We start from the raw sequence: 16,630 nt of genomic DNA on the forward strand, positions 1-16,630 counted from the left end.
CATCGCGAGAACTCCTTCAGAAGCACTGTGGAAGGTCTTCCAAAGGATCACGCGATGACCGCCCTACACGTCTACGACACGCCCATCACCGAGCGCCTGCCGTACACCACTTTGCTGGACGCCACTGCAGCCCACGTTTGCGGACAGGACCCGGGGTGCCCCACTTGTGTGCACGCGGATTGCACGACGGCGTTCAGCTCGGGCTTCCGGATCACGGGTTGGGGTGACAGGGGGGCGTCCGCCGCTACACCGAGGGCTCTCACAGGTTGGTGGTGGAACTACTTGTCGGTAATGTCGGCGGCAATGGCAGAGGTAGCTATGAGGGCTTGTCTCCCGCTTGCCACCTGCGTACCACACCGATAGCGTCGGGCGTTTCTGCGCGGGAGGGCGGTGGAGCGTGACGGGTACCTGGATGCCACGCGAACAGTGGGACCAGCTTCTGCAAGGGGAGGCGTGCCCCCTGTGCCAGGAGATGGAAGTCCGCATGGAGCCCGACTATGTGGACCGCTACGGACACACGATCACGACACTGGACACGAGTGTGTTTCGGCTCTGCACCGATCAGTTCAGCCCCGGGTACAGCGTGGTGATCTACAAGCAGCACGTGGTCGAACCGCACGATCTTCCGGCCGCCGAGCAGGCGGCCTACCTGGCCGATGTCATGTATGCAGGCAAGGCTGTCCAGCGGGCGCTCGGGGCCGACAAGATGAACTACCTCCTGCTCGGAAACGGGCAGCCGCATACTCACTGCCACCTGGTGCCCCGGTACTACGGGGACCCGGCGGGGGGTAGACCGTTCCTGCCCGAGCAGCCCGTGCCTGCCAGCACCGGAGAGCTCCTGGATCGAGTCGAGCGGATTCGGGCCGCGATATAAGGTCTTCGGTTGCAGGCACCCGCGGGTGATGGGACGGCTGCGCCCGGGTCAGGTCAGCCCTTTATCGGCCAATGCAGCTCGGTGTAGTGATTGTCGGGGTCAGGTGTGAGCTCTGGGGCCGTGAGCCATATCCAGCGCAATGGCCCGGCCGGTTCGAGCCCGGCCGCTTCGATCTGCGTTCGCAGGTTCGCGATGACCGCCTCGAACTTCTCCATGTCCCAGAAGTTGCCAGAGAAATAGGCCGATGCCAACTCGCCTCGAGGGAGTACGGCGGGAATGACTCGGCCCTCGGGGGCGCCCGATCGATCGACAGGCACTCCAGCTTCCCATCCGGAATCGAGAAAGAGCGTGCAGGGCGGCCCTGCCGATGCGAGGCCCTGCCGCTCATGGGCCTGCCACGCTTCTCCAATTGCTTCGCCAACAGCGCACCAGTCCGTCTCGGCACTGCGATCCGCCTTGGTACTCCGTACACACAGGACCGGCTGATCACTGAGCGTCTTGCGCACGATCGAGGTCACGTTCACATTCGCTTGCTGCGTCGACATGGCACTCCCTTCGGATCGAAGGTGCCGGAGAGCAGCCGCGTACGACTCGCCAGTGCGCTGCATGCGTTGTCGAACGAGTCGCTTGCGGTTGCGGTTCGCCGTCATCCGGCCCTCCACGCCCAGCGCTACGTCCCCCAGCGACGGCGCCCGACGGTGACCGGGACAGCGATCCGACGATATGGTCCCCTTTGCCTCCAGCAAGCGGCTCTGCTGGAGAGGGCCGACGGAGGTTTGGCGGTGGATCGACGCCGCAAGGTGCGTACTCAGTCCCGGCCCGACTCCGCAACGGTTGCCCGCGTCATCTGCGGCAGGTACCGGACGGAGGCTCTCGCGGAGCCCGCCTGCTTGCTCACCAGTGCGTACATTGACCAGATGGGGTCGGTGAGGGCGAGGGACGTGATCCTTTCCAGCACCCGGTCAGGCGGTCCGGAGACAGGACCCAGGTCGAGGCTGAAGCGACGTGCGCTGATCGCTGGTGCTGTGGTCGTGGCTGCCGGAGCGATGACGGCGGGCAGTGTCCTGGGTAGGCGCTACTTCCTGCCCGGGGTGGACAATGCGGCCCTGGATACCTATCACCGTTCGGATGTCGAATTCTTCACCGGGATGAGTATGCCTGGTGCACTGGACGTTATCCCGCCCAGTTTGACCGAGGCGATCAAGATGTCCTCGGTCGTGCTCGTGGGCGAGATCGTCGACATCCGCACCACGGAACCGGTCACTGGTGAGGTCGCGACAGATAAGGTCTACGGCGTTGGCCTCGTGGCGCGGCCACTCGAGATCGTGCAAGGTTCGCTTCCGCTGAAGTTTCGCGATGAGCTCACACTCGATCTGATGTTCGGCGCGACGGATCCGACCGGAAGCCTGGAGAAGATTCGCGCTGGGCTGCCGCAAGGGCCAGCTGTCTTCTTTCTGCGCTCAGGTGAGGATGCGGTGAACAATCTCATCGAACGCTGGGAGAAGAGGGGAAGACCTGTCGCGGGCGGAACGGCAAGGCTCGACAGAGATCGTCAATACTATGGACTGGTGTCCTACGACGGAATTCTCGTGCAAGGTCCTGACCATGTACTCAATCCAGCAGGGGAACCGGAACTCGTCGAGGGGATGGCCGAAGAAGCGCGCACCTACGAGAAACTGAGTGACCTGGTTGCCTACCTCCGGACACTGGACTCCGTACCTGTCGGAACAAAGATCGGCTGATCAACGGTCGGCTTCCGCTCGTACCAGATCTGGCAGGCCTTCCGGACAGTACGCCTTCACCTGGGCGCCTCCGCGACGCTTCACCCAGAGGCTCCCCGTTCAACCATGCTTCGTCTTCCTTGCTGATGCGATCACGCGTGCGTTCCCCGCCCGAGCAGTGATGGAGTGCCGTCACGCGGGATCGAGGACGCGACACTGCCGTCGTCCTGTCAGGCATCAGCGACTTCCCTCGGGTCGTTGCCGACAAGCCCGTCCACCGCCTCGCGGATGAGGTCGGCGTGGCCGGCATGCACCTGGTACTCCTCCAGCAAGGTGACGAGCAAGCCTCGGCGATTCAGGATCCAGGTGTCCGTGCCCCCCGGGACAGGTACGTCGAGCCCACCGTCGGCGCTGATCTTCCGCCACTCGACACTCGCGCGCTCGACGGCGCCGTACCACAGCGCATACAGCGTCTCCGGCTCGTCCGCGCACCGCCAATCGTCCTCCCCGCCGACCAACGTGGCTGCCCGACCTGCAGCCCCCGCGGCAAACCCCTCCTCGACGACCGCCATGTGCTTGATCAGGCCCGCCAACGTCATCGTGGATGGTGGGTGCTGTCGGCGCAACTGCTCGGCGTTGAGCCCTCCGGTCTTCCAGGCAAACCGCCAGCGCACACGGTCGAGAGCGAAGCACAGCACCTCCGCCTCGCTACCGTCCATGTTGTCGGCGTACGGGAAGAGGTCTGTGTAATCCATGCCCGCGAGAATGGCAGAGGCCGCAGCCAAACGCTATGGTCGTGGACCGGTTCCACACGCTGCCGACCGGCGTCGACCTGCTGGCGGAGAAGGCGGCGTACACGTGCCACGGCACCTGCTCACCCGCAGTGGCGGCCCGAGCGGAACTGGACGTCCTCGATTCATGACGGCCGCCCGCCGAACTGCCAGTGGTGGACCTCGATGTCGGCGTACCTGTCCGGGGTCAGGATGGCGCGTGCCGTGTCCGGGTCCGTTGCCCGGACCAGTGCCGCCGTGCCCAGCCAGGTCGTGCCATCGTCGGACAGCAGTGGCCCGTAGGCGATCAGGTCATCCCGCTCTGTCGACACGGCGAGGTCGGCGGCTCGGCCCGTGCTGAGGCCGAGCACGAGGTACCGGTTGCCACCGGTCCGGCCGCCGGGGAAGTCCCACATGGTGCGTCCCAGCATGTTGCGCCACCGGCGCAGCAGCACGTCCCGGTACACGCCGGCCTGGTAATTGGGCTCGTCGAAGGCGAACGCGCGGGCACCGGCGGCATCTGGCAGATCGACGATGTGTACGCTTCCGCTGGGCGTGTCGCTGTCGCCGGCGAAGGTCGGGCCGCGGGCGATCATCTTCGTCGCGTACCGGTCCATGTAGACCAGTGCTCTTCCCGCAGCTCGTTGCGCAGCGCCGCGGAGCCGGTCCGATCGCTGTGATAGCAGAAGAACTCCATGCCCACAGTCTTCACCACGATCTGCGCGGCGCGCGTCCGACGACCGCGATCTTCGCCGCGCCCAGCACTCTGTGGGCGTGGCTGGACTCCTATGAATTTGCCGATGTGGACGCGTTTGAGGTGCTCGACTGGGCAAACTGGTGAGTGCAATTCGTCCGTTGCTCGCACGCATGTCTTCAGGGTGGCAACATGCACCTGCGGCACTTGGAGCCTGATCTCTGGGTCCGCCGACGAGCCCGAGGACGGCGCCCCGACGCCCCCGCGAGGCCGGCAGCAGGGGTCGCCGACCACCGGTGACCAGGACTACTGTCCCGCCATGGACTGGACGGATCTGCCTTTCACCGACTCTCAGCAAGGCACCGATGCTGAGATCCTGTGCTTTGCACTCGAACGCGTGCACAAACAGTTCGCCTGGAAGACCGGAGGGCTGAACGCCGAGCAGTTGCGCCGACAGCACCCACCATCGACGATGACCCTGGCTGGTCTGATCAAGCACATGGCGTCCGTTGAGGACGCTTGGACCGCAAAGGCTCACGGCCGGTCACCGAACCTGCCCTGGAACACCGACGACTGGGACGGTGGCGAGTACTCCGACTTTCACTCGGCACTCACCGACGAGCCCGAGGAGCTGTATGCGCTGTGGTATGGCGTCGTCAAACGCTCACGGGCCGCCTGGCAGGAGATGATCGAGCACGATGGGCTCGACGTGACCGTCACGTGGAGCACGTCGAATGGCGAGCCCTACATCGTGAGCCGCAGGCGACTTCTCGTCGACCTGTTAGAGGAGAACCTGAAACACACCGGCCACGCCGACTTACTACGCGAAGCGGTTGACGGTCTGAAAGGCAACGACCCGCCGTGGTAATCCGGCCGATCGGCTTCGGCGGCGACAGACTGGTGATCCTGGAGAGGTCCCCGGCGACCAATGAGTGAGCTAACGCCAGCACAGCTGTGTGCGTCCCGAGTCATCACCCAGTCCTGCGGTGAGCCTGTTGATGTGTGGCCACACTTGACGTTTCGCTCCCAATCAGTGGTGGTCGGGGCGCGGCTTGCCGACGGTGAGGATGTCGTACTGAAGGCGAGCGGGCACCATTCGGTCGCCGCGGAGGCCAACACACTGCGCCTGGCTACCGCCGCCGGAGTCCCGGTGCCGCGGGTACTTGATGAGGGCGAAGCCCAAGGGCTTCCCGGTGCCCATTGGATGCTCATCCGCAAGGCACGTGGGCGCCCATGGGCGCTCCCCACCCCTAACGTGCGCGCATCTGCTCGGACACAGGACCACCTTGGGCGGATCTTTGCGCTCCTTCACGCATGCGAACTCCCTGGATATGGTCCGCTCAACGAGAAGGGAGAGGGCAGCTACGCGCGATGGTCTGACTTTCTTCTCCAGGCGTTGACCGAGCCGTTGCGGTTCCTGCGCACGGCTGGACACTTCGACCGCGAGCTTGCCACCCGCGTCGAACGCCTCTTCTCCGGCCAGGCATCAATGCTGGACAGCAGGCCGGGAGTTTTCGTCCACGGCGACCTGGGAAACATGGAGATATTCGTCGATCGCAGAAACCGAGTCGTCGATATCGTCGACTTCGGAGATGCCGTGGTCGGCGACCCCCTCTACGACTTCGCTCATTTCGTTCGGGGCGGTCCTGCCGATGACCCACGCTCGGCTGCAATCCTCCCGGGAGTACGTAGGTCCTACGCAGCCAACGGCGGGACGGAGCCAGAAGACTGGGACCAGCTGTTCCGGATCTACGATGTCTTCAACGCCGTTCGCGGCGCCGAGTGGTGCGTTCGGGAGAACTTCCCTTGGATCTCAGGCCTTCGGGAGAAGGTCGTTCATCTGCTCAACCGGTGACAGCTCACGGCCTCGGGGCAGCACCACCACCAGACGTGACACTCCACTGCGAAGGCCCAGGCGAAGCGACCGGTGGCTAGTCGCGATGTAGCCAGGCCAGCAGGTCGGGCGGTGCCAGCTCGGCGGTTCGGGCCCGGTACGCCGCCAGCTCGGCATTGGACAGCAGCTCCCGTCCGGAGCCGGACCGGCCCCTGCGGAAGAACGCGTTGATGTCCTTGAAGACGCCGTTGCGGTTCGGCAGCAGGTAGCCCGCCTTGCCCTTCATCTGCTCGAAGGTCGCCGCCCGTACCAGGTCCAGCCACACCTCGTCGGACACCGCGACGCCCAGCCGGTCGGCCAGCCGGCGCATCTCGCCGTCCAGGTCGGCCGACAGGTCGTCGTAGTGCACCAGGACGATGTTCGGCTGGTCGCGGCGGGCCCACGCGTCCGACAGGTGCCACATCACTCCGGGCAGCGAGTCCATCGCCTCCCGCGGATCCTCCTCGGAGCGGGTCCAGTCCAGCAGCCACTCCCGTACGGGGAGCCGCTCCTTCGTCGGTTCGCTCGGTTCCGCCGCGCCGGTCAGCTCGCGGAGCCGTTCCCGGTTGATGTTGTTGACCTGGTGGTAGAGCGACACCGCCATGTCGAGCGGGTGTCGGGCGACCACGACGTACGTGGCCCGCGGGTCGAGCGGGATCCCGTCGAGCGGGGTGTGCGTCTTGATGAACCGGCGGTGCTGCTGCGCCTCCAGCATCGCGTACACCTCGTCGCGCGGCGCGTTGAGCATGTCGAGCCACGGCGACAGGTCTGCCAGCGGCCGAGGGAGTTCCGGCGTACCCAGGACCAGCACGGCACAGATCATCTGCATCCACGTCGTGCCGCTCTTCGACCGTGTGCTGATCACGATGTCGCCTTGCCGGAACGGGAAACCGAGCCAGCGAGCACTGTCCTCGTCGTCCGAGACGTAACGGTAAGGGGAGGAGGGGGAGTCGCGCACCGCTGGATCGTACAGGTCAGTGATGGCGCCTGCTGGGTTCCTCGTGGCGTGCAACTTCGGCGTACGGCTAACGTGATGTTCGCAGTGCAGCTACTCCGTAAGGAGACAGGCCAATGTCCGGATACCCCGTCCTGCTCCACACCGCGATCGATGCCCGAGACTGCCGTGGCCTCGCCGAGTTCTACCGGGAACTGCTGGGCCTGCGGTATCGCTCCGGCGAAGAAGTCCCCACCGACGGCAGCGAGGACGACGCCGACTGGCTGGTCCTCGTCGACGACCAAGGAAACCGTGTCCTTACCGTCCAGCAGAAGGAGGACACCACGCCGCCGACCTGGCCGTCTGAGCAGGTTCCGATGCAAATGCACATGGACTTCAAGGTGCCGTCGGTCGAGGAGCTCGAGCGCCACCGTCAGCGTGCGGAAGAGCTCGGCGCGACTGTCCTCTTCGACCGAACTCGGGATGAGGGCGAGCCCCTGTATGTCCTGGCCGACCCCGCTGGCCACCCGTTCTGTCTGCTCGTCCAGTAAGCACTTTGAGCGGCGCAGCACGCGGGAGACATGACACGAGCGCAGCCCTGCGGTTGCAGAGTTGACCTCTATGACCTCAGGCGTCGTGCGGGCGTGGCGGTTTGCGGCTCCCGCGACTTCAGCAATGCCGTGACCTCGTCCGGCGTTGGGCAGTACCCGTTTCGGTAGCACGCCCGCCAGGGCCTGTAGCCCCGGTCATAGCCGGCGCGCATCGCGTCGGGATTGAGGTCGGCGAACAGCACCTGGGGGGTCCCGTCCGGATCGCCCCTGACCAGCCATCGATCATCGGGCGAGGCTACGCACGATACGGCGGTCCCCGGCGCAACGCCGGGCGCGGCGAATGCGATCCACATCCCGGTCAGCAACGCGTGTGCCTTGGAGTGGCTAGAACCGAGCGGCTCGGCGGCCGGCCCGTCGGCGTAAGTGGCCAGCAGCACGCAATCTGCCCCGAGTGACTCGTACTCGATGAACACCTCTGGCATGTTGGCCTCGATGCACAACGCGCAGCCGAAACGGAACCCGTCAAGCTCGACAACGGTCGGATGATCACCGGCCGCGAACATGAACGTCGCCTCGCTAGGTGAGAGATACCGCTTGTCGTAGCGGCCGACCAGGTGCCCGGTCTCGCTGATCACGTACAGGCTGTTGAACGGTCGCGCACCTCCCGCCATCCGATGGACCGAGCCGACCACCGCCCACAGACCCACGTCACCGGCGTGCCCGGCGGTCGCTGCGAGTTCCTCCTCCAGCACCGCCCAATCGACCCGCGACCAGTCCGACTCCGTCACCCGATCCGGATCACGCGACATCAACCGCTTATCCGGATAGCCCGACAGCGCCCCCTCGGTGAACAAGATCAGTCGAGCCCCACCGTCAGCCGCGCTGGCCATCAGCTCTCGAATTCGTCGACCCTGCTCGCGAATCGACGCCCCGTCCGGGGTATGCGTCCCTACACCTTGCGCCACCGCGATCCGAATTGTCGCCATGTCGCATGATCATCGCAGCCACCACCGACAACAAGGGTTCAGGAACCTCGTCAGCTCCACTCGGGTCATCGGGGTCTCTGCTCCTGACTCCCAGGTGATCAGCAGCCACCCCCAATTCCGAGTCGAAAGGTCATCGTTGGTGGTCGTGGACTTCCAGCCCTCGCGGGCGACATCCTCCGCCGCCGATGGGAAACCGCGGTGGATCAGTCGCGGCCCTTGCGATCGTTATCCCCTTCGTCGGAGTCTGCTGGTGCGATGGCCAGCAGGTTGGCGAGCCTGGTGTCCGTGCGGAGGCGACCTTTGTCCTGCGCCTCGGCAAGATCGCGGGTGAGTTCGCGGATCTTCTGTGCGGCATCGTCGGTCTTGCCTTCGCGGTACTTTTCCAGCGCTTCGTCGATGCGCTTGTGCACCTTGTCCGCAACATCGGGGTCAATCCGGCCGCGCCGCTCCAACCTGCTGATAGCGGCGGCGACCTGCCGCAGCCAGGCTGCGGTGCCGTACCGTGCGGGCTGTTCGGTGGTTGACGGGCTTGGAGACGACGGGCTTGGAGAGGACGACGGGCCGGGGGTGTTCGATGCGGCGCCCGTCGGGTCTTCAGCCCGCGCAGCAGGGGAATCGTCGTCGATGCTGGTCAGGATCTGCCCGATGATCACGCCGGCCAGAACGGCGAGGATCAGCCCAGCCGCGATGACCAAGGCGGTGCCGGGACGCCTGCTCCAACGGTCCGGGGGACGGTACGCGTGCACCGGCATCGAGGACGTGGCATCGCCGCCGCCACCTCCGCGCATGGGCAGCGGTCCGGGCAGGTTGTCCCCCATCAACGCGGATCCGACCATGCCGGCGCTGGTCGGTCGGTGCTCGGGGTGCTTGGCGAGCAGTCCGAGGATCAGGCTTTCGAGATCGGGCGGCACGTCGGCACGGAACCTGGACACTGGTTCGGGGTCGAGATGCTGGTGTGCGTACAAGACGGCGGCCATACCGCCGGTAAATGGTGGGCGACCGGTGAGCATCTCGTACAGCACACAGCCGAAGGCGTACAAATCGCTGCGGGCATCACCAGCACTGCCAGCGACCTGCTCCGGGGCGAGGTAGCTCGCGGTGCCGACCACCGTGCCTGGTTGGGTGAGCCGGGTGGCTGCCTCGTCGACAGCTCGGGCGATGCCGAAGTCCATCAGCTTCAGCACCCCGTCGCCGGACAGGGCGAGGTTGCTCGGTTTGATGTCACGGTGGACCACCCCGGCCAGATGAGCGGCTTGCAGACCCGCGGCAGCGTGTGCCCCCAGGCGCCGCACCTCTTCGAGGGGTAGCGGTCCACGCTCAGCCAACTCGGCCGCCAGCGTTGGCCCGTGGAAAAGCTCCATGACCATGTACGGGCGTTCGTTGAACTCGCCGACGTCGTAGACCGCAACCACGTTCGGGTGGCTAACCTGCGCGGCCGAACGGGCCTCCCGAACGAACCGCGCCCGATCCGCTGGATCACTCACCGTAGTGGCTAACAGCTTCACCGCGACCGGACGGCCAAGCATCTGGTCGTCGGCTTGCCAAACCTCGCCCATCCCCCCGCGGCCCAGCAGGCTTCTCAGCCGATAACGACCGGCCACCACACCCGCATTCGCCTGCATGCCACCTCCACCATCTACAACCTGACGACCATACAGCGCCGGTCATGACCGCCGGACGGTTCGCCCAGACCACGCTCGGCTGGCCGAGGCCGGGACGGAGCCCAGCCTGTGCTTGTCCTGGTGCCGCAGCGCTACCGGAACAGCCTGCGGTCAGATCTGTCCGTTAGACGGACACGCCTCAGAGCACGCCGACTCCGCATAATGGCTCGATGGCGCGAAGAGCTGGCTCGAGCTTGTCGGAGCGTACGCTGAGCTACGAGCCAGTCGGCATGACCTTGGCTAACGACGACTGGCCGGCAGCGCTGCCTCACGGCTTCCGTGGATCCGAACGCAGGGCGCGGCTCGGGAATTCGTCAGTCTGGAGATTCGCCTCGACGGAGGTCCTGCGGTGGGGGGTGAAGACCCGCAGCGGCTTCGCCGTTGAGGCGAGGACGGGCTTCCGATCGGCACGAGCCCCGACGCCACGGTGGTCGCAGGGGCCAGGTATTGGCTCATCGCCCACCTGGGACCCCTGCGGATCCATGAGCCCGTGCAGGTGATCGCGGTGGTCGACGAACCTCACCGGAAGGGCTTTGCATACGGCACCCTGACAGGTCATCCCGTCAGCGGGGAGGAAGCGTTCCTGGTCGATCGGGGACCCGACGGCTCGACATGGCTAACCGTTCGCTCCCTGACCCAACGGTCGATCGGGAGTTGGCGAGCCACGTATCCACTGTTGCCGGTGGCTCAGTACCTCTACAGCCGGCGCTATCTCCGCTCCCTGGCGTCCTGAGTCGCGAGCTGTGGGATGACGACGTGAGCCCGGGAGTCCGTAAGATCATCCGTCGCCCTGAGAGGGCTGCTCTCCCGTCGGTCGGACAGGGTTGTTGAGGACCCGTGAGGTCGTTCGGGGACACCACAGGGGCACGTTCCATCCGGAAGGTGTGTGGCACGGTCGGTAGGCCGTCCTTCTCGCCATCCTTCGAGGAAAGCTTGGACGGTTCTCGCAGCAAGCCTGACGATATTCGCGGCGAGCGGCCATAAGATCAACAAGGTCGCCGCTAGCGCGAGTGGCAACCACAGGTATGCGGCCGGTCGCAGCCCGAGGTGCTCCAACGCCTTGCCGAGTCCGAGTACAACAACCCCAGGCCGTGGCCCGTAGCGTTCAAGCCAGTTCGAGACTGATCTGGCGGTGCGTGTTGCCCTCCTTCGGAGAGGGCTGTCCCACCGCCACCGCAGGAGAACTCTCGATGGCCCACCGTCCTCGTGCTGACATTCGCACGCCGCGGGAGGTTGTGGGGACGTAGCGCTCATCGCGTCCGCCTCGGAATAGTGCCGCTCGGATAGCCGCCCCGCTCAACGGGAGCGAGCATAGCCAGGAACGCGGTGGGAAATGCCGCTGTGATGCGGCAGGCGGCGGTTGTGGAGCAAGCTCGGCCGTAAGGACGCCGCCGTCCCCGAGGTACAGAGGGCACCCAGCCCAGGGGTCTCGCGCCCGCGAAACGTGGCAACACCGTCCGGGTCCGCCCGGTACGCTGCGTCCACTCGCTGGGAGGATCCGATGAACCATCGTCCTTTGCCGTTCCTTGGCTGGGCCGGGCTCGGTTTTGGTGGCCTTGTCTCGGTCGCCGGTGTAGCCATGTTGATGACGCCAGGTCCGGGGGCGCTTGTGCTGTTCTTCGGCTTGGTCGTCGCGGTCGCAGGTGGGGTGCTGGTCGGTGTGGCTCGCGGCCGGTGCCGAGTTCCTCACCGAACCGAGGAGCCCTGACGGCGGTCCGGTGACCTTGGCCCTGGCTGGCCGGTCCTGTGAGCGCCGGAGCCTGGGCGCTGCTATCCGTGGAACGGACATCGTGATCACCAGCTGCTCATCCGCCCTCGTGAGGTCCTCGGCCTGGTGCTCATCGTCGCCAGACGTTGCCGCTCGTTGGGGTCACGCTGAGGTCAGGTTGGTCTCCGGGAGCTGATGAGCGCTAGACGACGTGATGCCGTTCCTCCCGCACATGTGGAACCTTTCACGGGACCGACCGCATCTAGAGGATGCGAACAACACATGGGAGGGCGGATCGGTGGCAGACACCGCGGAGGGGTTCAGCTCCTACGTCGCCGCTCGGCATGCCGCGCTGACGCGTACGGCGTTCCTGCTGACGGGAGATCATCACGCGGCCGAGGATCTAGTGCAGACCGCGCTGGCCCGCACCTATCTGGCGTGGAGACGCATCCACAACCAGGCAGCCCTTGACTCTTACGTACGGCGGGTCATGGTCAATGAGCACACCCTCTGGTGGCGTCGGGCGTGGCGGCGACGCGAGACTCTGACGGCCGAACTGCCAGATCGCCCCGCAACCGATCCGCGAGGTGACCCCGGCGGTTCGGCTGAGCAGGACGGTGACCTGTGGCGGCTCCTTCGCGCCCTCCCGGCACACCACCGCGCCGCGGTCGTGCTCCGTTATTTCGAGGACCTCAGCGAAGCCGAGACCGCCGAGATCCTTGGTTGCTCGATCGGGACCGTCAAGAGTCGCACCCACCGCGCCCTCGCCGCCCTGCGCGCCGGACTCACCCCGGCCACTACACCAGAGCCCGCGCCCGCCAGGAGGGACGTCCGGTGAACGAGCACCAGCACGACCAGGACCTCACGGCCAACGACGTCCGCGCCGGACTGACCCGACTCGCGACCTACGCCAGGACCCACCACGACCCAGCCGCGGACGCCATCCGCCGCGCCCGCCGCATCCGTACCCGCCGACGCGCCACCGGGGTCGTCGCCAGTGTGGCCGCCGTCGCCCTCGCTCTGCCGGTCGGCCTGAATCTCCTCACCCCGCCCGGCGACCACACCCGGGTGGACCCCGCGACTGTGACACCGACGCCCGCACAGACGCCAGGACGGACGGCAACCTCCGCTCCCTCGCCGATCGCCACACCGACGGTCGGCGTTTCACCGGCACCGACCGCCGGACCTGTCGTAGCGCCGCATGCCCCCAAGAGCCTCAGGGAAGAGGACTTCGCCGGGCTCCCCCGTGGCGAGGACCCGAAGGTCCCCTGGTACGCCGACGGCAAGATCCACAACGGGGCGACCACCACACCAGTCGACCTCCCGGACTGGACATCCTTCGACGTCGTGGACAGTGGTTACGTAGTCACCAGCTACGACAACAATCAGGTGCACCTACAACTCGTCGGGCTTGACGGCACGCAGAAACTGACCGCTCGAGGCAGAGCCGTCGTATCAAACGAACGCAGGCGGATCGCCTGGGCGACCCCGGACGGCACCGTGAACGTCGCCGACGCGCGCACCGGCAGAGTCCTGCATTCGATCGACGTCGGAAAGGGCGGCCGCACGGTGGGCTTTCTCGGTGAGCAAGTCATGCTCAGCTCAGGCTCCTGGCCATCCGAGCCCGCAGTGGCACAGGAATGGGATCCCAAGACCGGGCAGCTCACCCTGTGGCAAGGCTTCTACGGAGCGGACACGACCGACCGTGCCAGCCTCGTCGGCCTGGTACCCAAAGTCGCCCAGGAACGCCAGTCCGAGCAGCTGTACTGTGCCGCCACCATCGACACCAGCAACGGCAACCGCGAGCGGTGGCGCGTCTGCCCGACCGAGCTCGGCAGCCACGTAAGCATCCGCGGATTCTCGCCCAATGGCCGCTATGCGGTGATCGAAATCATGGGCGAAGGACAGACCGTGCCCCACTACACGATCGCCGACGCCCAGACGGGAAAGCCGCTTCTCACCATCAGGCTCTCCAACGGAAACATGGCCTGGGAGGACGAGGAACACTTCCTCCTCGCTTCCTACGGCCAGGGAGAGGCGGGGATCGTCCGGTGCACCGTCGCGGGCAGCTGCGAAGTCGCCACCAAAAGCCGACCTGCGGACGGCCGTTGGTACAAGCTCCCGGGCACCTAAGGAGTCATGGCGACTACCGCCCATCACGTCCGACCGTAGGCCTGGATCGGTGAAGGAACGACAGTTCCCATGCCATTTCGCGTGGTGCGTTCTCATGCGGCTCCATGCCCCACCAATGGGAGCACCAAGCCTTGCGACACTTCCTCGGCCCGATCACCTATGTGGCGCTCGTGTGCTCCGACGCCGAGTTGGAGAGACGACATCGCCAGCGGACGTGGATGGGCTCGCAGCGCGAACGGGACTCGCTCATCGACCTGAACCGGCAATTCCGTGCCCGGGGCGATATGACCGTGATCGAAACCGACAGCCAACCGCCGGAGGCCATCGCCGATCAGATCCTGAGCATCGTCATGTCCACGTCACAACCGCCCCGTTGAAGCGGAGTGCGTGGGTACATCGGCGGACCCCTCTCCCGCACAACTGAGGTCTTCGATGAGGTGGAGGTACATCGCGAACGCCCCGTCAGCGGCGCCTTTGATCCATAAGAGGTCAATGCAGCAACGCAGCCCGGCGTCCGGGTCCTGTGCCACCTGATGCGCGACACCCGCCCGTCAGGCGTCGTAGAGGTCGGTCTTCCACCCCGAGAATGGCCAGCCGGGTCGTTGGCGGCAGACCCCTTCAATGCTGTCATCGTCGCCATTGGCGAGGTATCCGCGACGAAAGGTCATGCCGACTCGGGTCGCCTGACCCCTCTCTGTCAGGATGCGCCAGTGATCCTCTACAGCACCGACATCTCGATCCTCGCGGAGAAGGATCTCTGTGGCTTCTTCGTGGGATGGCCTTCGTCGCCGACGCCCGCCCAGCACCTCGCCGTCCTGCGTGGCAGCTATCGGGTCGTGATCGCACGTGAGGCTGGATCGCATCACGTCGTCGGCTTCGTCAACATGATCAGCGACGGTGTGCTCACGGCCTTCATCCCGTGGCTGGAGGTCCTTCCCGATTACCAGGGCAAGGGCATCGGCAGTGAACTACTGCGACGCGTGCTTGCCGCGGCCGAGCATCTGTACTCGGTCGACCTGACCTGCGATGAAACGCTGCGCCCGTACTATGAGGGCCTTGGAATGCAGGCGGTCACAGGCATGGCCGTCAGACGGTGGCACGTACTGAACGGGGACAGCTGAGGCTCACGCCACTGCCGCGCAGCCGACCGTTTCGCAGGATCTTCCAGCTCTTCAGCCGGGAGAAGACAAGCTCGGCCTCGCCATGACCCCCTTATCCGCAGAGGCAGGCAGCTCGACCGCGACCTGCCCGTCCGCGCTCGGCTGGTCCTGAACGATGCTGATCCGTACATTTGCCGGATGAGTTGGATCGCGCCAGAGGTAGAGCGGGTGGACGAGCCGTTCACCGGGGATGAGCGTTCGACCCTGGAGGGCTTTCTGGAGTGGGGAAGGTACACGCTGCTCCACAAATGCGGCGGTCTGACTGCGGAGCAACTGGCGCTGCAGGCAGTCCCGCCGTCGACGCTGTCGCTGCTCGGGCTGATCCGGCACGTTACCGAGGTGGAGCGGTCCTGGTTCCGCCAACGGTTCGCCGGCCAGGACGTTCCGGGGATCTACAATCGTCCTGGCAAGCCGGACGCTGACTTCGAGGACGTGGATCCCCGACAGGCCGAGGCAACGTACAACCTGCTGGTCAACGAGTGGCACCTGTCTCGCGACGCGATGTGCGGCAGGAGTCTCGACGAGACCTTTGCTCACCCGCGCTTCGGCCCGATGTCTCTGCGCTGGATCCTGTGCCACATGTGTTCGGAGTACGACCGGCACAACGGGCACGCGGACATGCTCCGCGAACGCATCGACGGCCGGACCGGTACTTGAGCATCTGATCCGTACGGGCAGGCAACCTGATCGTGAGCTGCTCGGTCGCGCTCGGCGGGTCGTCGACCAGGTGCTGGCTGACGGGGAGAATTGCACCTACAGCGAAGGAGCAGGAGGACTCACCGTGCAGCTCGTCGAACTCGTCGAAGGGCATTGGGCGAAGGACTTCGACGTCTCCGGTTCGTAAGTTGGCCGTCACGTGCGGCCCAACTGGCTCACTCCAAGAGTATCGACGCCAGCACCGTCGAACGCGGGGAGGAGTCGGATCCTCGTGGTCGTAGCAACAGTACGCAGCCCTCGACGTGACTCCCAGCGTCAAACAGCTTGACGGCCTCACCCGCACCATGGAAATCCGACATCGGCGGGGGCGACCCACACCCATTTTCCGCATCCGCGGCGCCCCGAAAGGGACCTAGAAACAGCTTGGGAATCGTACACATCCCGCGCCGAGGAGCCGATCTCCGGCGCGAGCGAGAGGCTGGAGCGGCCTGGAGTACTCCTCGTTGTCCTCGGCTAATAGCCCGTTAGTGTCCCGGCTCGACCTCCCGCAGGGCCGAAATGTCACATCGGGTGCTGGTCGGCACGCTGCACCCTGGGCTGGACCAGACACCGCGGCCAACCCTGTCCCGAATTCAACACGTCGAGTGGAAGAGTCCCCCGACTGGCGTCGTCGTCGCCAGTTCGTTGTACAGCGCTACGGCCTCCCGCGTCTCCAACACATGGACCGTAACGCCGCGTGCCTCTAGTGCCGCATCAAGCAACGTTGGCGTTGTAATCGTGCCCGCTCGTGCTGGCTTGGGCTGCGCCTGGGAGGCTGTGCCTGGAGGTGAGTCATGGCACGTCAGCCTGAGGTATTCGTTCGGGAGTTGGAGCCTGAGGAGGCTCAGCGGCTGGTGCAGGTCACGCGG

21 protein-coding genes are annotated in these 16,630 nt (G+C 65.7%); 14 read left to right on the forward strand and 7 right to left on the reverse strand.

What is annotated here, in order from left to right; genetic code table 11:
* Nucleotides 1–412: 412 nt before the first annotated feature.
* A complete protein-coding gene (locus ABN034_RS33600) occupies nt 413–874 on the forward strand; it encodes an HIT family protein (RefSeq protein ID WP_349694989.1) in 462 nt (153 codons plus the stop codon).
* 53 nt (nt 875–927) lie between these two features.
* Here ABN034_RS33600 and ABN034_RS33605 read toward each other — a convergent pair whose 3' ends face one another.
* Nucleotides 928–1,419, reverse strand: coding sequence for a GyrI-like domain-containing protein (locus ABN034_RS33605; RefSeq protein ID WP_349694990.1), 492 nt, complete (start codon nt 1,417–1,419; stop codon nt 928–930).
* A 486-nt stretch (nt 1,420–1,905) separates the two neighbouring features.
* On the opposite strand from ABN034_RS33605, the gene ABN034_RS33610 reads away from it, so the two are divergent.
* Nucleotides 1,906–2,616, forward strand: a complete 711-nt coding sequence (locus ABN034_RS33610; protein ID WP_349694991.1) for a hypothetical protein — start codon at nt 1,906–1,908, stop codon at nt 2,614–2,616.
* Nucleotides 2,617–2,825: 209 nt separating this feature from the next.
* On the opposite strand, the gene ABN034_RS33615 is transcribed toward ABN034_RS33610, so the two are convergent.
* A complete protein-coding gene (locus ABN034_RS33615; RefSeq protein WP_349694992.1) occupies nt 2,826–3,350 on the reverse strand; it encodes a mycothiol transferase in 525 nt (174 codons plus the stop codon).
* Between the two features lie 41 nt (nt 3,351–3,391).
* On the opposite strand from ABN034_RS33615, the gene ABN034_RS33620 reads away from it, so the two are divergent.
* Nucleotides 3,392–3,517 (forward strand): hypothetical protein, encoded by a 126-nt coding sequence (locus tag ABN034_RS33620; RefSeq protein WP_349694993.1) that lies wholly within the window; start codon nt 3,392–3,394, stop codon nt 3,515–3,517.
* Here the strand turns inward: ABN034_RS33620 and ABN034_RS33625 are convergent.
* On the reverse strand, nt 3,512–3,982 hold the full coding sequence (locus tag ABN034_RS33625; protein ID WP_349694994.1) for a YciI family protein: 471 nt from the start codon (nt 3,980–3,982) through the stop codon (nt 3,512–3,514). The genes ABN034_RS33620 and ABN034_RS33625 overlap by 6 nt on opposite strands.
* 8 nt (nt 3,983–3,990) lie before the next feature.
* Between ABN034_RS33625 and ABN034_RS33630 the strand changes: the two genes are divergently transcribed.
* Together ABN034_RS33630 and ABN034_RS33635 are read left to right on the forward strand one after the other, a co-directional pair.
* Nucleotides 3,991–4,206 (forward strand): hypothetical protein, encoded by a 216-nt coding sequence (locus tag ABN034_RS33630; protein ID WP_349694995.1) that lies wholly within the window; start codon nt 3,991–3,993, stop codon nt 4,204–4,206.
* A 172-nt stretch (nt 4,207–4,378) separates the two neighbouring features.
* Nucleotides 4,379–4,927: a mycothiol transferase gene (locus ABN034_RS33635; RefSeq protein ID WP_349694996.1), complete on the forward strand. Its 549-nt coding sequence runs from the start codon at nt 4,379–4,381 to the stop codon at nt 4,925–4,927.
* Nucleotides 4,928–5,089: 162 nt separating this feature from the next.
* On the opposite strand, the gene ABN034_RS33640 is transcribed toward ABN034_RS33635, so the two are convergent.
* Complete coding sequence (locus ABN034_RS33640; RefSeq protein ID WP_349695008.1) at nt 5,090–5,260, reverse strand: hypothetical protein; 171 nt, start codon at nt 5,258–5,260, stop codon at nt 5,090–5,092.
* Here ABN034_RS33640 and ABN034_RS33645 point away from each other — a divergent pair.
* Nucleotides 5,186–5,914 (forward strand): phosphotransferase family protein, encoded by a 729-nt coding sequence (locus ABN034_RS33645; protein WP_349695007.1) that lies wholly within the window; start codon nt 5,186–5,188, stop codon nt 5,912–5,914. The genes ABN034_RS33640 and ABN034_RS33645 overlap by 75 nt on opposite strands.
* A 76-nt stretch (nt 5,915–5,990) precedes the next feature.
* Here the strand turns inward: ABN034_RS33645 and ABN034_RS33650 are convergent, their stop codons facing one another.
* Entirely contained in the window at nt 5,991–6,890 is a 900-nt protein-coding gene (locus ABN034_RS33650) for a sulfotransferase domain-containing protein (protein ID WP_349694997.1), read from the reverse strand.
* Between the two features lie 113 nt (nt 6,891–7,003).
* On the opposite strand from ABN034_RS33650, the gene ABN034_RS33655 reads away from it, so the two are divergent.
* Nucleotides 7,004–7,417 (forward strand): VOC family protein, encoded by a 414-nt coding sequence (locus ABN034_RS33655; protein WP_349694998.1) that lies wholly within the window; start codon nt 7,004–7,006, stop codon nt 7,415–7,417.
* Nucleotides 7,418–7,485: 68 nt separating this feature from the next.
* Here the strand turns inward: ABN034_RS33655 and ABN034_RS33660 are convergent, their stop codons facing one another.
* Both ABN034_RS33660 and ABN034_RS33665 read right to left on the reverse strand, forming a co-directional pair.
* Nucleotides 7,486–8,403, reverse strand: a complete 918-nt coding sequence (locus ABN034_RS33660; protein WP_349694999.1) for a carbon-nitrogen hydrolase family protein — start codon at nt 8,401–8,403, stop codon at nt 7,486–7,488.
* 203 nt (nt 8,404–8,606) lie between these two features.
* Complete coding sequence (locus ABN034_RS33665) at nt 8,607–10,025, reverse strand: serine/threonine-protein kinase (protein ID WP_349695000.1); 1,419 nt, start codon at nt 10,023–10,025, stop codon at nt 8,607–8,609.
* Between the two features lie 466 nt (nt 10,026–10,491).
* On the opposite strand from ABN034_RS33665, the gene ABN034_RS34790 reads away from it, so the two are divergent.
* From ABN034_RS34790 to ABN034_RS33695, 7 genes are all read left to right on the forward strand, one after another.
* On the forward strand, nt 10,492–10,797 hold the full coding sequence (locus ABN034_RS34790) for a DUF1990 domain-containing protein (RefSeq protein WP_502879144.1): 306 nt from the start codon (nt 10,492–10,494) through the stop codon (nt 10,795–10,797).
* Nucleotides 10,798–11,565: 768 nt separating this feature from the next.
* Nucleotides 11,566–11,772, forward strand: a complete 207-nt coding sequence (locus ABN034_RS33670; RefSeq protein ID WP_349695001.1) for a hypothetical protein — start codon at nt 11,566–11,568, stop codon at nt 11,770–11,772.
* A 298-nt stretch (nt 11,773–12,070) separates the two neighbouring features.
* Entirely contained in the window at nt 12,071–12,610 is a 540-nt protein-coding gene (locus tag ABN034_RS33675; protein WP_349695002.1) for a SigE family RNA polymerase sigma factor, read from the forward strand.
* Nucleotides 12,607–13,905 carry a hypothetical protein gene (locus ABN034_RS33680; protein WP_349695003.1) on the forward strand — a complete coding sequence of 433 codons (1,299 nt, stop codon included), beginning with the start codon at nt 12,607–12,609 and terminating at the stop codon, nt 13,903–13,905. The genes ABN034_RS33675 and ABN034_RS33680 overlap by 4 nt, the downstream gene beginning before the upstream one ends.
* 161 nt (nt 13,906–14,066) lie before the next feature.
* A complete protein-coding gene (locus tag ABN034_RS33685) occupies nt 14,067–14,282 on the forward strand; it encodes a hypothetical protein (RefSeq protein ID WP_349695004.1) in 216 nt (71 codons plus the stop codon).
* 225 nt (nt 14,283–14,507) lie between these two features.
* On the forward strand, nt 14,508–15,026 hold the full coding sequence (locus tag ABN034_RS33690) for a GNAT family N-acetyltransferase (protein WP_349695005.1): 519 nt from the start codon (nt 14,508–14,510) through the stop codon (nt 15,024–15,026).
* Between the two features lie 177 nt (nt 15,027–15,203).
* Nucleotides 15,204–15,722, forward strand: a complete 519-nt coding sequence (locus ABN034_RS33695; protein WP_349695006.1) for a DinB family protein — start codon at nt 15,204–15,206, stop codon at nt 15,720–15,722.
* Nucleotides 15,723–16,630: the final 908 nt, after the last annotated feature.

Origin of the sequence: Actinopolymorpha sp. B11F2 (assembly GCF_040195635.1) — a bacterium.
Classification (GTDB): Bacteria; Actinomycetota; Actinomycetes; order Propionibacteriales; family Actinopolymorphaceae; genus Thermasporomyces.

Bases quoted from the DNA above. Each gene is read 5' to 3' on its own strand.
- ABN034_RS33695 (WP_349695006.1), top strand. From the start codon at position 15,204: ATGAGTTGGATCGCGCCAGAGGTAGAGCGGGTGGACGAGCCGTTCACC.
- ABN034_RS33655 (WP_349694998.1), top strand. From the start codon at position 7,004: ATGTCCGGATACCCCGTCCTGCTCCACACCGCGATCGATGCCCGAGAC.
- ABN034_RS33615 (WP_349694992.1), bottom strand. From the start codon at position 3,350: ATGGATTACACAGACCTCTTCCCGTACGCCGACAACATGGACGGTAGC.
- ABN034_RS33605 (WP_349694990.1), bottom strand. From the start codon at position 1,419: ATGTCGACGCAGCAAGCGAATGTGAACGTGACCTCGATCGTGCGCAAG.
- ABN034_RS33625 (WP_349694994.1), bottom strand. From the start codon at position 3,982: ATGGACCGGTACGCGACGAAGATGATCGCCCGCGGCCCGACCTTCGCC.
- ABN034_RS33640 (WP_349695008.1), bottom strand. From the start codon at position 5,260: ATGGGCACCGGGAAGCCCTTGGGCTTCGCCCTCATCAAGTACCCGCGG.
- ABN034_RS33670 (WP_349695001.1), top strand. From the start codon at position 11,566: ATGAACCATCGTCCTTTGCCGTTCCTTGGCTGGGCCGGGCTCGGTTTT.
- ABN034_RS33600 (WP_349694989.1), top strand. From the start codon at position 413: ATGCCACGCGAACAGTGGGACCAGCTTCTGCAAGGGGAGGCGTGCCCC.
- ABN034_RS33635 (WP_349694996.1), top strand. From the start codon at position 4,379: ATGGACTGGACGGATCTGCCTTTCACCGACTCTCAGCAAGGCACCGAT.
- ABN034_RS33665 (WP_349695000.1), bottom strand. From the start codon at position 10,025: ATGCAGGCGAATGCGGGTGTGGTGGCCGGTCGTTATCGGCTGAGAAGC.
- ABN034_RS33660 (WP_349694999.1), bottom strand. From the start codon at position 8,403: ATGGCGACAATTCGGATCGCGGTGGCGCAAGGTGTAGGGACGCATACC.